Source organism: Pseudobacter sp., from assembly GCF_051955275.1.
Taxonomy (GTDB): domain Bacteria; phylum Bacteroidota; class Bacteroidia; order Chitinophagales; family Chitinophagaceae; genus Pseudobacter.
Window position 1 is genome coordinate 33,890 of sequence record NZ_JBQCGW010000273.1, and the last position, 16,843, is coordinate 50,732.

Genomic DNA, 16,843 nt, shown 5'->3' on the forward strand with positions numbered 1-16,843 from the left:
ACATTGCAATTTATGCAAAAAACTGCTTATTGTACATGGCCGGCCCGGGTGGGGCGCCGGTACATAACCAAAACCCTGTTAGTAATGAAACTAACATTCATTTTATTGACGGCTTTTATTTTAAACGTTTCCGCTAAAGGCCTGGCCCAGAATGTCAGCTTTTCCGGTGAGAACGTTTCACTGGAATCAGTACTGGCTACAGTGAAAAAGCAAACAGGCTTTTTATCTTTTTATTCCGAGTCTGTGATCCGGCTGTCGAAGCCCGTTACAGTGAAGGCTTCCGATCTTTCTGTAGAACAATTCCTCGCGGAGGTCTTCAAATCCCAGCCAACGCTGAAGTATACAATTAAAGGGAAAAGCATTTTCATTTCTCCCAGGGCTGACCGGCAACCGGATAAGGATGTCATCAGTTTTGGAGAAACCATCCATCTCTTTGCTCCCCTCCGTGGTATTGTGCAGGATGTTCTGGGCCATCCGCTTTCCGGCGCCACCATCATGCACCGCGCAGGCAAAGTATCCACCACTTCAGATATCACAGGTTCATTTACCATCGATGCAAAGGAAGGAGACCGCCTTACCATTTCTTATATCGGCTTTGAAACAGTTACCGTTATTGTAACTCCTTCCATGCTCACCAGCCCCAAAAGTCTGGTCATCAGTTTAAAGCCTTCCGCCACAAAACTGGAAGACGTGAGTATTGTGGCCAATACCGGTTACCAGAAAATAGACAGAAGAAAACTCACCAGTGCAGTTACTACCATTAAAATGGAAGACATCCTTACGCCCGGTATCAATACGGTAGACAGATTGCTGGAAGGACGCGTATCCGGAATGATCTTCATGCAGAATTCCGGACAAGTGGGCGCCGCCCCCAAACTGAGGATCCGCGGCACTTCCACCATCCTCGGTAACAGGGAGCCATTGTGGGTGCTGGATGGAATTGTACTCACCGATCCGGTGAATGTGGATCCCCAGCAGATCAATGACCTTGATTTTGTAAACCTGCTGGGCAATGCCATTGCCGGCTTGAATCCTGAAGACATCGATCAGATTGATGTGTTGAAAGATGCCTCCGCCACCGCACTCTATGGCACAAAAGCTGGTAATGGTGTGATTGTGATCACCACCAAAAAAGGCAGGACGGGCAAGCCCACCATCACCTATTCCATGACTGCAGGTTACACACAGCGGCCAAGGTATTCAGACCGCAGCATGTACATGATGAATTCCAGGGAAAGAATGGATGTTTCCAAAGAAATGGTGGAACGTGGGATGCGATACAACAATATCACCCAGTGGTCAGGTTATGAAAGCGCTCTGCAGGATTATTACAAGGGCAATATCAACTATGATGAGTTCAAACGCCTGAGTGATTATTATGCAAACGTCAATACCGACTGGCTGGGCCTCATCACCCAGGATGCATTTTCGCATAACCACACTTTAAGCCTTTCCGGTGGTTCCAGTGAGATCAAATATTATGCGTCCATGGGATACCAGAATGAAGGAGGCGTGATAAAGGGAGAAAGCAACAAACGTTATTCCTCCATGCTGAACCTGACGGCGGACTATAAGAAATTCCTGGCGCAGATCTCATTTTCCGGGAATTATTCCACCCGCAATTATACCCCTTCCGACCTGGGTATCATGAACTATGCGTATAATACCAGCCGTACCATGCCTGCTTATAATCCCGATGGAAGTTTGTTTTATTACCCGCAAACCAATGGCATACTTTCTTACAATTACAATATCCTGAATGAGCGGGATAACAGTAACGATCTTACCAACCTGCTCGCTACCAATATCAGGGCGTTGTTAAGAGTAAGAATCGCCAGGGGACTGGATGTGGAAGGCACGTTTGCGTATGGCATCAGCAGCAACGACAGGGAAGTGTATTATACAAAGAACTCCTACTATATTTTCAAACTCCGTGCTGACCAGACTGCCAGATGGGACCTTGCCCCTGTAGGCGGTGAACTGCAGAAGTATGAAACACGCAACAACAATTATACGGCCCGTCTACAGACCAACTATATCACGTCACTGGGTGAAGGCGGCAGGCACTCGCTGACGGCAACCGGTGGTATAGAGATCAAATCATCCGAATACAAAGGTTTCAACATCACCAGGAGAGGATATTTCCGCGAGATGGGGGGCTATTTCGATATCGTGCCTACCACATTTACCGGGTATTATAACCAGTGGATGTCTACAAAACCTGCACTGGGATATTACGACCGCCAGCTGACGAATGAATTCGCCTGGTTTGGAACTGCCGGCTATTCCTGGGATAACAGGTATCTCCTGAACCTGCATATCAGGGGTGAACAGTCCAACCTTTTTGGAACAAGGTCCAACAACCGCTTCCTGCCTATCTGGGCAGTATCCGGCCGCTGGAACATGAAAGATGATATTGCCAAAGACCAGAACTGGATCAATGAGCTGGCTTTAAAAGCTTCCTGGGGCTGGCAGGGTAATATGCTGCCTGGCCAATCCGCCTATATGGTGATCCGCCAGAACCTCAGCACCAATGTTTATTACAATGCGCCCTTTTCCAATATCGTCAATTATCCCAATCCTGACCTCAAATGGGAGCGTACTTCATCATCCAATGTAGCTGTCGAGTTTTCATTGTTCAAAGGAAAGCTCGGCGGTTCGGTGGGCTACTTCTACAAGAAAACAAAAGATGCCTACCTGGATAAAACAGTGTCGGAGATCAATGGCGTGGAAAAATATGTGATCAATAGCGGAACGCTGGAAAATAAAGGAGTGGAAGTGGCCTTACGGATCACTGCTGTAGACAATGCGGGCTTCAACCGGGAACGCCGCGGATTTGTGTGGCGGATCGATCCGCAGCTGGGACAGGTGTTGAACAAGGTGTTGAACAGGACTATCAACAACCGGAACAATGTGCTGGTGGACAATGTGACCTACAGGAATTTCCTGGATGGTTCAGTTCAGCTTGCAGGAAAACCCCTGAATACTTTTTATTCCTATAAGTTCAAAGGCCTGAGCCCGGTTGATGGATCTCCTGTTTTTTACGGATCGGAAAGCGACAAAGCCGCGGAATACCAGAAGATGTATTCACAAATGGAGAGGGAAGATGTTTACCTGGCGGTGATGAGCGAATCCGGCCGCAGGGAACCTTTTATCCAGGGCGGGATTGCCAACTATTTCGGTTGGCGCAACTTCGGTTTGTCTTTCAACATCACCTATTCTCTGGGTAACAAAGTGCGCATGCTGAAGATCGCTTCAGGGTATGCATCAGCGATAGCCTATCCGCAGCAGAACCTGCGTAAAGAGTTTGTTCAACGCTGGCGCAGGCCCGGTGATGAAGCCTACACCAATATTCCGGGATTACTGGCTGACAATAATCTGAATACGCCCTGGTGGAATATGTTCCCTGCAACTGCCTATTCATTTGGTGGAAGCGTGTACGATATGTATGATAATTCCGATGCCAGGTTAGTGAGTGCCGATCATGTGAAGCTGCAATCCGCTTCTTTCAGGTACAACTTCACGGATAAACTGATCCGGAAGCTCGGTCTCAGTTCGGCCTACGCCAGTATCACCGGCACCAACCTGTTTATCCTGAGCAATAAAATGCTCAGAGGACAGGACCCGGCACAGTCGGGCTCCTCACCTAATATCAACCTGTCTTTACGACCTACCTTTTCCGGTAGTATCAATATTTCATTTTAAAACATAAGCACCATGAGATATATCATTGTACTGCTGATGTGCTTAACGCTGTCATCTTGCAGCAAATTCCTGGAAGAATATACGCGGGACCTGAAATACGCGGAAAATGCCGATGACCTCAATAAACTGATGATCGGGGAAGGTTTTCTCAATACCCTGTCTCTTTCTATCTATAGCCAGTCCACCATGGGCGAACTGACCTCCGAAACAGGTTTCATCGCTCCCTGGTTACATGTGATGGATGATGACTGCGAACAGTTTGTAGCAGACTTTGTGGAAACAAGTCAGGCTACTCCCTTGTATATGTTATCCGGATTTCATAACTGGGCACAGGCGCCCGCTGTGAATATCCTGAACATGACCTGGGAAGAGAGCACCTGGAGAAAACTATATAAACGTACCGGCGCGCTGAACGCCATCATTTTCCAGGCATCCAAACTAGCGGAAAACGGTGATCAGAGCGACCTGCTGAAGCACCTGCGGGGGGAAGCTTATTTTCTCAGGGCGTACTATTATTTCATGCTGCAGAATATTTATGGTTCTCCTTACCGGAAAAGCACCGCTGCCACTGACCCCGGTGTACCGCTGAAAGTGTCGGAAAAAATAGAGGACAATTTCTTTTCCCGCGATCCCAACCAGAAAGTATATGACCAGATCATCGCCGATCTGCAGATGGCAGCCGGTTTGCTGGATGGATATAATCCGAACACAAAGATCCGCATAGGCATTGCCGCTGTGAAGGCGCTGCAAAGCCGGGTTTACCTCTACACGGAGCAATATGATAAAGTGATCGATGCAGCCAAAGATTTTGAAACGATGGGATACAGCCTGGTCAACCTGAACCAGTTTGTGAGCGGCAGCAATTTCACTTCCCGCGCATCCACCGAAACTATTTTTACGATGGGCACCAATGTGATGCCGGCTGTTTTTATGAATGATTCGCTTTCCAGGTGGAATGGGGATGACAACCGCGCATCCGCATTCAAATCCTCTGTGAATCTGATGGACAGTTATGACCCTTCAGATCTCAGGTTGAACGCCTTCTTCGACAGGGCCACTAAAAGCAGGTCCTGGATACCGGCCAAATACCGTACCTGGAGAACATATAACGACCCTGATCAGGTTTCCTGTATTTTTTCTTTCCGGCTTGCAGAAGTGGTGCTGAACCGTGCAGAGGCACTTGCCATGAGTGGAGCAGATGGTGAGGCGCGCACGGAACTGCAAAAACTCCGCGTGATGCGTTTCAACAATGCAGATATCTCACAACTGCCACAGGGTAACCAGGCACTGGTTGAATTCATCCGGGAAGAGCGCCGCCGCGAATTGTGTTTCGAGGGGCATCGCTGGTTCGACCTCAGAAGATATGCTGTGAATTCAAAATATCCCCTGCCTTCTTCCTTTACCATCAAGCACCCTGCATACAGGTACGATGCACAATCCAATACCCATACACAGATCGGTAACTATGTGCTCAAATCCATTGCTGAAGATGGAGCCGCCTGGCAGGTACCCATCCCGGATTATGCCATCGAGTTCAACAGGGGATCATTGACCAATCCTGTCCGTAATGTTCGCCAGCTTCAACCTTAAATCTTCAAGCAATGAATAATAACAGATATATCATAGCATGTGTACTTATGATCATGGCTGTATCCTGCAGAAAGGAACCGGTGACTGATTTCCCGGATTACGACAGGAACTGGCTGGTGGTGGAAGACAATCCTGCTGATGCAACGATCCATGCCAATTATCTTTTTTACAAGGAAACCGGCATCCCGGTGTTTATCAATGATACCATCGGTACCCAGGAGCGGGTGGATGTGTTTGGACATGCATTCACGCATTACGAGAAACTTTCACTGAACTATTCACTGGGAGTAGACGTAACAGGCGCTCCTCCCTTAGTTCAGTCTTTCAGTTATTGTAACAAAGCGGATGTGCCGCAGGCGCTGGAATTCCTGAGGGCCGAGATCATTCCGGTGCTTCCTAAAACCGTGTATGTTCCCAGTATCTTCCTGGTAGACGACCTGAGTACTTTTGCTTTTGGCAATTATGCATACAAAGGCTTCAATACGGTGATGATCGGCCAGGTTTCCAATATTGCAGGAATGGACGCCACTACAAAGGCCAGCTATAAAGGAGCTATCCTGCGTTCGCTTCTCACCAATGCAGTGATCAGCGACAAGTATAAAGGGATACTTGAAAAGTTTTATGCCGTTTCAAGAAAATTCATAACCACCCGGGATGCGTACAGCGTGTATATATATCAGATGGCAAGCCTGGTGACTGGTCTGCCGCCGGGAACCACTGCCACGCCCCAGGCAATCGGCTTCCTCGGAACCGATCCCAGGAATATGTACTATACGCCCATGTCAACCTGGATGGACGTATGCATGTACCTGGAAGCAACACTCGGAAATTCAGAAGAGAAGTTTACCCAGTTATATGGCAGCCAGCCAAATATCATGATCAAATACGGCTATATACGGCAGATACTGGCAGATCTGGGCGTGCCCGTTCAGTAAAAAAAATTGACATGGCCTGATGGCTTTTAGTCTGACTTAACAAATACAAAAATTCCATGAAGAGAGTAGTTTTTTTCATGTTGCTGCTGGCTATGTCCGCAGCAACCCAGGCGCAACATGCCATTATCAAAGGAAAATTCATCAGGCATATTGCACCCAGGCAGTATGCAGACCGTATTTATTTCTTTAAGGCCGGGCAGGGCAATGTGGTTCTGTTGTCGGAGATCATGTTGAATAAAGATGATCACTCTTTTAAAATAGACCTGCCGAAAAATGATCTGAATGAGATCCGTTATATCGGTTTCGAGGATGAACTGTACCCGGTATACCTGCGCAAAGGCGAAGACATCACAATCGAGGCAAACAGCGGCCTGGTCAGCTACCTGGGAAATCTCAGCAAGGAGAACAAAGTATTCAGCGGCTGGTTTGATATGGTGGCTCCATTGAGAAGGATCGGCTATTCCATAGATGCCCGCAATCTGGCACCACTCCATTATGACCGTACGCTGGATTCACTGCTGGCACCCGTTGAGAAATTTACCGGCCATATCAACACCGGCAATAAAGCATTCGACCGCTACGTAAAATACATGTTACCATACAGCTTCAGAATGGATGCGCTGGCGCCGTTCATGAGGGCCTTTGAATACAGTAAGAAGGATCAGTATCCGGCCTACATAGTGAATTTGTTCAACACCGAGAAGTTTGCAGATCAGCAGCTGTGGACATTGCCATTCGGGTATAATTACATCCAGAACCTCGGCTTTGTAAATCACATCATTTATAAATCAGAAATGGGCAGTACACAGGATCTGGTCATCCCGGAGATCTCCAACGATCATTTGAGAGCCGAGTTCATACTCAAGGCACTGGACCGTGGCGAATACCAGGGGATGACCGCCTTTGTTGGCAGGAATTTGAAATACATGATCACCAAAGACCAGCAAGACAGGATGAAAGTCTTTGAAAAAAGAGCATCCCTGAAAGAGCCCGGTGGCAACTGGATCGATTTTGCCTACCCCGATGCCAACGGTAAAATGCATCGCCTCTCCGATCATTTGGGCAAAGTGGTACTGATCGATGTATGGGCAACCTGGTGCAGGCCCTGCATCCAGGAACAACCTGCACTGGAAGAACTGGAAAAAGCATTTGAAGGAAAGGATGTTGCCTTCATCAGTGTATCCATCGATACGGAAAAAGACAAATGGAAAAAGATGGTGGAAGACAAAAAATTGTCTGGCCTGCATTTATTCTCCAATAACGAAGGCGTCATCATCAAGGATTACCAGGTGATCTCGGTGCCCAGGTTCATCCTGTTCGACAAAGAAGGCAAGACCGTGATGTTCGATGCTATCAGGCCTTCTGATCCAAAATTGAAAGAATTGATCCAATCCAAACTTTAACCATATCATCAGCTCATGAAATCTTTTATATTATTTACGCTGTTAGCAGCAGGTGTTTTTGGGAATGCTCCGGTGATTGCGCAAGGTATCAAATTTGAAAACCTGACAATGAGCCAGGCCATGGCCAAAGCCTCGGATCCAGGCGCTCCCCGGCTGATCTTTATGGATTGTTATACCAGCTGGTGCATGCCTTGCCTGGAGATGGCCAAAGAGGTTTTTCCGCAGAAGGAATGTGGTGATTTTTTCAATCCCCGTTTCGTTTCGGTGAAATTCGATATGGAAAAAGGGGAGGGGGCAGCGCTCAGGAAGAAGTATGACGTTAATGTATATCCGACATTCCTGATCCTGGACAGCAAAGGGGAAGAGATCAACAGGATCGTTGGGAAAGCCGGAACTGCAGAGTTCATAGAAAAAGTGAAAGCGGCTATGGACCCCAATACTTCCATGGCAGGCATGAAGGCAACCTATGAAAAGAAAAAATCGATGATGAACGGGTATCCTTATGCGAAAGCCCTGTTCGATAATGGCAGAGACCCTTCCGCCATTCTGGAGGAGTTATATGACAGCTCGATGGACTTTGAACGGTTCAGCTTTACTTACCTGGACCTGGCGCTGCGCGCCGTGAAATTCGGCAGTCCCTTCTTCAGAAAGATGATGCTGGAAAAAGGGCGTATCGACCAGGCGGTGGGGGCAGAAATGGTCAACCAGATCATCTTCGACAAGATCCGGAAGGATATGTACATTGTTGCCTCTGGAACAGGAGCCAAATACAATATTCATTATACGCCGGAAGAAGTGGAGAATGTAGCTTATACAATGGCATTGCTGAAACAGGATCCGCAAAAACCTGAAAGCCATATGTGCAGGATCGCACTGTATGTTGCCAGGAAGGACCTCGATGGGATGATCGATTATTACAAGCGGTACATGTGGAACCTGTCGCCCACAGAAGCTTTCAAGGCCATAACAGACGGCATTCTCAGCAGTAAGGCAGCGGGCGCTACCGATGTGCAAAAGGAAGCCATCAGGGAATATTTCAGAATGGCCAGCCGGAGTTTTGAGCGGGAGGCCAAACAGTACCAGAACAAGGTGGAAACAATCAAATAAAAGCCTCAGGCTACAATCAGTAACAATGATTCATTATAAGAGCGGAAATCAAATCAGGTATGCCCTGTGGATACTGGTGCTTTTGATGATGGCAGGAAGGGTGGAAGCGCAGGTTTTTACCAACGATGCAAAGATGGCAGCTGATTACCTGGCTGCCATCGATTCCATACTGGCCAAAGGGGCAACTATCCAGGCTGCCGATGCACAGAAGGCGCTGGAAGCAGGCGTGCAGGGTGTAATGGCAGAACTGGCCAGGCCTGCTGAGAAGGTGATGGAGCCTGCTAACTTATATGAATATGCGAAAAGGGCTACCGTGATCACCGGATGCGCCTACCTGTGCCCGCGCTGCACCAACGTGCACCTGAGTGAATCTTCGGGTTATATCATCGATCCCAAAGGCATAATGGTCACCAATTATCATGTGGCTGCCACCTATGCATTCATGAAAGACGGCAACCAGCCCAAAGGTTTTTTTGCGCGGCTGGCTGATGGACGCACTTATGCAGTGAAGGCCATACTGGCGTCTTCCCGGAAAGATGATCTGGCCATCCTTCAGCTGGAAACGAATGGAGAACTTTTGCCGGCGCTTGCCCTGGGTGAACCGGCAAAAGTGGGTGATAAGATCTGTGTACTCGGCCATCCCCAGGGCATGCATTACTTCTTTTCGCAGGGTAATGTTACCAATAAATACCTGGAAGAAGCCGGAGCATCCGGACAGAAATTCTTCCGGGAAATGATGTGCATTTCAGCGGATTATGCAACGGGTTCGAGCGGTGGTCCTGTTATGGATATGTATGGAAATGTGGTGGGAACGGTTTCGAATACGAGGATGTTATTGCATAGCGACAGGGATGCCGGCGTACAAATGGTGCTGAAGAATACAGTTCCCGTGGAATCTTTATGGAAGCTGATCCGGAAATAATTGTATTTTTCCGGTAATCCCTGCAAACAATATGACCATGAGATCCATTTTCATACCCCTCTTTATTGCTTCGGTCTTTATCGGAACAGCTGCCCAGGCTCAACTTGGTAAGAATGAGAAAAAGCTCGAAAAGCTGTACATAAAATATAAAGACACCTTCCGGCTGGGTGAACTCTACCTGGAGAACGGCCTGGTGAACGAAGGCAAGGCGTTGATAGAAAAGAAGATGATCGGAGGAAATTGCAGTTATTGCCGTGAGAAACTGGATTATCTTCTTTACCGGAGCAATTTCCCGAAGGAAAAAAATATGGAGTATGACAGGGCGGTGGGGCTCATGGGACCTACGGCTGCACATTTCCCCGAAGCGATGGCAATATTCCATTCCCTGGATGCCGATGGAGCTTACCCGCTGGCCAGTTTTAATTTGTCGCAGCAGTTCGAGTCGGGCGCCTGGGCAACCCATAACTACGACTCTGCTGTACGCTATTGCCAACGGGCTGCCGATGGCGGATACCCGCCCGCCATGTACCGCCTGGCGGAATACTATTATTACGGTGATGGCCATAAATACAGGAAATGTACACCGGCGCATGAAGGGGCCCTGGATTATGCAAAGGCGATATTCTGGTACAAGGAAGCTGCCGCCAAAGGCCATGGTGAAGCCATCACGCGCCTGGACCTGCTGCAGAAGGCAACGGACACAGCCGCCTTTGACAGAGCATTGCAGGCCTATCGCCAGGATGATTACAAAACTGCCTTGTATTGGTGGACCATTGTGGCAGATGGCAGCCAGAGTGCTGCGGCCTGCTTCAACGTTGGGCTGATCTACAACACCCAGGGGATCCCCCAGTATAATATCAACAGGGCTAAAGACTGGTTCGATAATGCCGGAAGCCTGGGCTTCGCAAAAGGGTATTTCATGGCAGGTGAAATGGTGAAGAAGATGGGATACGGGAATTATGCCATGGAATATTATCAGAAGGCCGCCGATATGGGTTATCAACCTGCTGTTGCCGCCAAACAACAGATACAGGATTATGTGGATGCCGTACTCCGGCAGCGGCAAATAGATGCCCTTGCATACAACCGGTACGTGAATGAACAGTGGGACAAGAAGGCAGCCCATTCTTCCACCATCGTACAATCCAATAATGAAAAACCCCGCACCTGGTGCTCTGCCTGCGCAGGGTCCGGCAGAACGCATACCACCATTTATGGCGGCGCCAGAGGAAAAGACGGGTCTACGGTATTCGGACAGTACAGCCCTTGTTCTGCCTGCGGTGGAAAGGGATCGAAATAGTTCTGATGCTCAAAAAAGAATCATGGTTTGCGAACAATAAAGGATGATCATAGAAAATGAGGGTATCCTGGCGTTGCTGCATTCTCCTGAAGGCATTTAATATCCTTTGAGGTTAGCTTTATCGTAAAAACAGAACCTTTGCCTGGCTCTGAACTAACCTGCAGATCCCCTTCAATTCTATCCAGCATTTCCAGGATGATCACACTTCCCATCCGGCCGTTCTTTACCGCTTTATCCCTGTTCAGGAAATTTTCGATCTGAAAATCATTCAGCCCTTTTCCTGTATCTGAAATCTGTATCTGCAAACCTTCCGGAATACCGGTGGCCTGTATACTGATGATGCCGTTCTCTGTATTCTTATTGGCGTTATCCACCAGGTTCCGCAGGATCAATACCAGTATTTCCTTGTCGGTATAACATCGGATATCCGTTTCCGTTATAGAGAACCTGTTATTGTTTATCTGTAAGATCTCTTTGAACAGGGATTCAATGTCTCTGAAGATCTCCTGCAGGGAGAAGGTTGTTTTTTTTACTTTGAAATGTTCCTGCTGGCTAGCGGCCCAGGAGAAGAACTGATCGGTGAAGCGGCCTAATTCTCCGATCAACTGGTTGATGCCGGTCACCTGCGCCAGGTTTTCTTCATTGCTGTTTTTCCAGTTCCTGACCAGTGTTTTTCCTGCCATACGCAAAGAGAACAGGGGCGACCTGATATCATGCAATACAGTGGCGATGATCTGTTCTTTTACGTGATTGCTCTGTTTCAAAGCCGTTTCCGATTCCTCCAGTTGTTGAATGGCGGCATTCAGTTCTTCAGTTCTGAGCTTTACTATATTTTCGATCCTGATCTTCTCTTTTCTCAGCTTGCTCAATCGTCTTCTTGAATACAGGTATCCAAGGAAAATGATTAACAAAACTACTCCTCCGAAGAACCAGCCTGTCTGATAGAAAAAAGGGGTCACTTCTATTTTTAATGCAATGCCGGCATTGGGTGTGTTTTGGTCACTGCCTGCTTTGCGGAACATCAGTGTGTAATCGCCTGCAGGCAATGTATTGATGGAAATGTCACCGGAAGAAGGCACCGGTATCCACTGGTCTGTGTCTTTACCGATCCTGTATTCCAGCTTCAGATCTTCCTTGTTCCCGAAGAACGGACAGGCAACCTTGATATTCAAAGTCCGGAAATTGGGTTCCAGCCTGATGGCCTCACTGGTACTGGTCAACGCTGCGGGCTGTCCGTCAATAGACATTTCATCTATAAAGATCTGTTCCTGGGGGAACGCAGAAGAAAGCCGGTTTGGATAGAATTTTATCAGACCGTTAATGGATGGTAAAACCAGTGCACTGTCTTTCAGCCATTGGAAATTAGGATGTGCACCTCCATTGAATTCATTCGTTCTTAAGCCATTTGCGTTATTGAACGTAAAACAGAAAAACGATTTTGTTCTGCCTGTTACAAAATCCACCAGTGCATTGATCGCCACTTTGTACAAGCCATTATTGGTAGGTAGCCAGAAATTGCCATTGTTGTCTTCTATAAAGGAGTGAATGGAACTGAACGCTCCTCTGGGGCCAGGTGGCAGGGGATATGTTTCATTGGCTGCATATAAAAATGAGCCTTTGCCATCTGTGCCGATCCACAGCCTGTTTTGTTTGTCGAGATGAATATTTCTCACAGAAAAGGAATCAAGCACAGACCGTGAAAATGTGTGATCTTTTGCATGGTACCATTTTACCCCTTTGGTGGTTGCCAGCAGGAATTCTCCGTTTTTGAGCGGCATCAAGGCTATTGCCATGAAGTCAGCGGGAAATTTGTTCTGAGAGATAAGTTTTCCTTCCCTGGTTATTTTGTATAAAGTAGTGTGTGTGCATAACAACAAAGAACCGTCTTCCATAACAGGCACAATGGACATCAGCCGGTTATCCAGCTGTAGAATGTTTTTGTCGATCATCCCTGTTCTGGCATTGTAACGGCATAGTACAAAATCACGTTCATAATAGACTCTGTCCGCGCTATCTGTATACATAGCCCTGGTATGTATATTATCTAAAGGTGTATACCTTGAAGTATTATCACGATGCACTATTGCATTATGAACAATAATTTCATCTTCCGATGTTTTTCCGATAGCATAGTAATTTTCAGGGCCGGATTCCGCGGGGATTTCAGGATAAATAAAATCAGGTACTTTGATGGTGAACAAACCCTGGGTGCCGGTCCCGATAAAATAGGTGTTAAGGTCCGGGCGATAAGCGATACTGAGGGGCATTTCCAGGTTGAGACGGCTGGCTACGCACCTGCTGATTACTTTTCCATTTGTATACCGGAGTTCATAAAGGTTTTCCCCGGCATAAATAAAGGCGCCCTGCTCGCACCATAATGATTTAAATTGTCCTTTGAGAAAGTCTTTATCGGTGGCGATAGCCCCTTCGATCTGCCCATCTTTACCCTTACCGTTATCCCAGGTCTTTATCCGGTTGCCTGGCCAGATCTGTAAATAATAGTAATCGTTGAGCACCATGCTGCCAATGGGTTCCGTTTGATTGGGTGGCAGTTTTATGGCTTTGCGATTCCGGATATACCAGACATTGACTCCCTGGACAAGGTAGATGTCCCCGTTTTTAAGGCCTCCCGGGTTCTTTAGTTCAGGGAGAGTAATGTTTTTATAGATAGCCTTCCACAAACTGTCCAGTGTAGGGTTGATGGTAAGGTATCCTGAAGTAACGAAACTCATGCTCGTATCCGTGAGTACAGGTAAAAAGGAATAGAGAGAGGAGGAGCCGTCAATTTTAATATTCTGGTAATCGAGCCCCTGTGCTATGATGGCCCCTGCGGTATCGGTCATCATGGCCGAGATCCTGGTACTTTTAAGTCCTTTTATGATATCACTTCCATAATACCTGAAATTGGTATTGTCGAACCTGACGATGCCCGATTCGGTAGACAGCCAGCAAAACCCACTCTTATCGAATTTGATAGCCTTTACGCTGTTCTGTGGTAATCCGTTTTCCGAATTGTACTGTCTGATTACATAGTTGTTCTTTTGGGAGAATACTGCCTGCTGTAAAAAAAGGAAACAAAGGAATAGCAGACCGCTTTTCAGCAGCTTGTTTTGGTAAGAGCAGGAACTGGTCTTTTGCATAGAATCAGGTAAAAATCCATCAAATATAAAGTTTTCACCTTAATGCGTGGAATAAGTGGGGATGGCCTTAGAATCAAGTGCTGATAACCGGGAACGCAGGCCTGTGGGCAAAGCAAAAAAATGGGGCCGGTGCCGGCCCCATTTTTATACTGCATTATTTCAGTTTTGAGATTTTATACGTTGAAGAAGAGCCGCCTGCAGAGACGATCACAATATGATAGGTCCCCTGGGGCAGATCGGAAATACCGATACTGACCAACTGAGACCTGGTTTTTACCTGCTTTATCTTTCTGCCTGTTATATCGCAGATCTGAATGGTTTCGTTACCGGTCAAACCCTGAACAGTGATGTTGCTGGTTGCCGGGTTCGGGTATACGGAAATGTTAGAAGCGTTCATTTTCACCTGCCTGATGGGGCTGTATTCCCACTTGCCGTTCAAGTCCAATTGCTTCAGCCGGTAGAAGTTGGCGCCACTGACCGGATTGGTATGTGTATAGCTGTAGTTGATGGGACTGGCGCTATTTCCTTCTGTCGCTTTGGATGCCTGGAAAGCGATGGTTTTCCAATGGCTGCCATCGGTAGAATATTCAATGTCAAAGCCGCGGTTATTTGATTCGGAGCCCGTGGTCCAGTCAAGGACCACTGCTGCGCCTTGCTTTGATGCTTTGAAATCAGTCAGGTTCACCGGCAGGTTACAGGTGATATTGTAAACAACGGTATCGGAGCCGGTACATCCTCCTAAAGGAGTTGTAATATTCCATGCAAATCTATACTGGCCCAAAACATCCAGCCCATTGGCTGTAGTGGAAAGGCTGCCTGGAGATGCAATGGTTGGACTAGCCCCGGCGGGACCATCTACTACTGTCCAAATACCCGTACCGGAACCAGTTGCATTTCCCAAAAGTGGTACTGACTGTGTACAGCCTGTCAGGCCGGAACCTGCATTCGCGCTGATTTTCTCTTCCACATGTATTGTAAAGGTACCAGTCAATGAGGCGCCACTGCAACCATACTCTGCCGCCAGTATCGGACCAGCGCCCGGGCCATTCGTTGCAGTGATGCTGAATACATAATCCCCTGGCTTGTTGAGATTGGAAATAGTGGTACTGGTACTGGTAAGACTGCGCAAACTTGTGGAAGTGTAAGCAGGAGTGGCAGAGCCAGCAGGTTTGGATACTACAGCAAAATTGTAATAGCCGCCAAATTCCTGCAAATAGCTTGTATTCACAGCTCCTTTGTAAACCGCTGGAAGTGGAACAGTGGCTGATATTGCAGCTCCTGAGGCTATATAGCACGCGCTGACATCCGGCACTACGGGGCTCGTCCGTCCGTTATCGGAGATATGAATAAAATAAGACTGGCTTACCTCACAAGCTCCATTGGAGGTAGATACAGAAAATGAATAGGTTCCAACCTGCCATCCTCCTGCGGGAGGTGTTACAGTAACCATCCGGTCGCGGGTTCCGGCGCCGGACAATGCAATTGCAGGCGCTCCTCCCGGCGGAGTGATACCTCTGTTGGTTACTGTAGTAACTACAGTTGCGGGATCTGCCGGATCGATACTGAAATAAAATGTTTCCGGGGCAGTGGTTCCTGCCTTGCTGTTGCAATGGATCTCTCCTCCTGAACCAACATTGGAATAAATCGTCAATTGCTCAGGAGCGCCATGTCCGGCCGGTTGAAAATTAACGATATGTGGCTTGGTGCCGGTAAAATTATAGGTCAAAGTGGGTGTTGTATGAGTGCCGCAACTGTTGGTTACCGTTAGCTGGAACTGATAGGATCCCGGAATATTGGCGCCTGTAAGGAAGAGCCTTCCTTCATCACTGATACGGTCAAACGTAAGGTTCGCGCCAGCCGGCTGGCTGATCACATTGATCGATACTGTAGTTCCTGAACCGGCGGAGCCTGAAGTATTGGTGTAGCTTGTTGTCAGTATAGGGGAACCGGCAGATACAAAAATAACCGCCTGGTTGTCCCCTGCATCCCGGCAGACGGTTGAGGTGGCAGTATATACGAGAACAGGATTCGGAACGAACCTTACAATGGTGGTATCCTCGTAAGTACAGGTATTATCGGCCGAGGTGATCCTTAAAATAGCATAATAAGCCGGGTCAATCGTATGATTGGCTTTATTGATCAGTGAAAAAACAGGAGTGGCGGTAGTGGTATTGTTAAAGGCGGAATTGGTATTGACAAACGTACTATACCTGTTCCAGGAATAGATATTCACTGCCCTCCAGCTACCCGTATAGCCGGCAGGTATCACACCTGCCAATGGTGTTGTGCCCACCGTTGCGCATACAGTGGTGATGTCCGGGCCCGCAGTAAAGCTTGCCGGGCGGGGATGGGCTGTGACAGTGACCGTTGAAATGGCGGTGCCGGTGCCGCAGCTTCGGGAAAGCTGGAACACATAGTTGCCATCAACAGTCATGCCGGTGACATTTGTTACCAGGGTATTGGGGGAAATGATTGCAGGAACTACGGGGCCGGATATAAAGGTCCAGGTGGGCGTTCCGGGACCGATGGTGCCGCTTTCTGTTCCTGTCAGGGTGGTGGAAGATCCGCAGACGGTGGCATTTCCGCCGGCATTTATAGAGCAATTCTGGGCAAGGGAGGTTGAAGCAAATAAACTGAAGAAGATGAGTAAAAGTGCTGAAATTGTTTGTTTTAAAAATGTTGTTTTTGAATGTGCTTTCTTCGTAAGCATGTGGATAGCATTGATATGGTGACGGTAGGTA

At 47.7% G+C, this 16,843-nt stretch carries 9 protein-coding genes; 7 read left to right on the forward strand and 2 right to left on the reverse strand.

Features of this window, described 5'->3' with window-relative positions; all coding sequences use genetic code 11:
* Positions 1–84 precede the first annotated feature (84 nt).
* From ACTHMC_RS24250 to ACTHMC_RS24280, 7 genes are read left to right on the forward strand one after another with little or no spacing between them, the layout of a single operon-like run.
* Complete coding sequence (locus tag ACTHMC_RS24250) at positions 85–3,705, forward strand: SusC/RagA family TonB-linked outer membrane protein (RefSeq protein WP_440417190.1); 3,621 nt, start codon at positions 85–87, stop codon at positions 3,703–3,705.
* Between the two features lie 12 nt (positions 3,706–3,717).
* Positions 3,718–5,295 (forward strand): RagB/SusD family nutrient uptake outer membrane protein, encoded by a 1,578-nt coding sequence (locus ACTHMC_RS24255; protein ID WP_440417192.1) that lies wholly within the window; start codon positions 3,718–3,720, stop codon positions 5,293–5,295.
* 11 nt (positions 5,296–5,306) lie between these two features.
* On the forward strand, positions 5,307–6,230 hold the full coding sequence (locus ACTHMC_RS24260; RefSeq protein ID WP_440417194.1) for a hypothetical protein: 924 nt from the start codon (positions 5,307–5,309) through the stop codon (positions 6,228–6,230).
* Positions 6,231–6,286: 56 nt separating this feature from the next.
* The gene (locus tag ACTHMC_RS24265) at positions 6,287–7,633 is read left to right on the forward strand and encodes a TlpA family protein disulfide reductase (protein ID WP_440417196.1); all 1,347 of its coding nucleotides are present in this window, start codon (positions 6,287–6,289) and stop codon (positions 7,631–7,633) included.
* Between the two features lie 15 nt (positions 7,634–7,648).
* Entirely contained in the window at positions 7,649–8,740 is a 1,092-nt protein-coding gene (locus ACTHMC_RS24270; RefSeq protein ID WP_440417198.1) for a thioredoxin family protein, read from the forward strand.
* Between the two features lie 25 nt (positions 8,741–8,765).
* Positions 8,766–9,662 (forward strand): S1 family peptidase, encoded by an 897-nt coding sequence (locus ACTHMC_RS24275; protein WP_440417200.1) that lies wholly within the window; start codon positions 8,766–8,768, stop codon positions 9,660–9,662.
* Positions 9,663–9,699: 37 nt separating this feature from the next.
* On the forward strand, positions 9,700–10,962 hold the full coding sequence (locus tag ACTHMC_RS24280; protein ID WP_440417202.1) for a hypothetical protein: 1,263 nt from the start codon (positions 9,700–9,702) through the stop codon (positions 10,960–10,962).
* A 47-nt stretch (positions 10,963–11,009) separates the two neighbouring features.
* Here the strand turns inward: ACTHMC_RS24280 and ACTHMC_RS24285 are convergent, their stop codons facing one another.
* Both ACTHMC_RS24285 and ACTHMC_RS24290 read right to left on the reverse strand, forming a co-directional pair.
* Positions 11,010–14,102 (reverse strand): ATP-binding protein, encoded by a 3,093-nt coding sequence (locus ACTHMC_RS24285; RefSeq protein ID WP_440417204.1) that lies wholly within the window; start codon positions 14,100–14,102, stop codon positions 11,010–11,012.
* A gap of 154 nt (positions 14,103–14,256) precedes the next feature.
* Positions 14,257–16,812 carry a T9SS type A sorting domain-containing protein gene (locus tag ACTHMC_RS24290; RefSeq protein ID WP_440417205.1) on the reverse strand — a complete coding sequence of 852 codons (2,556 nt, stop codon included), beginning with the start codon at positions 16,810–16,812 and terminating at the stop codon, positions 14,257–14,259.
* Positions 16,813–16,843: the final 31 nt, after the last annotated feature.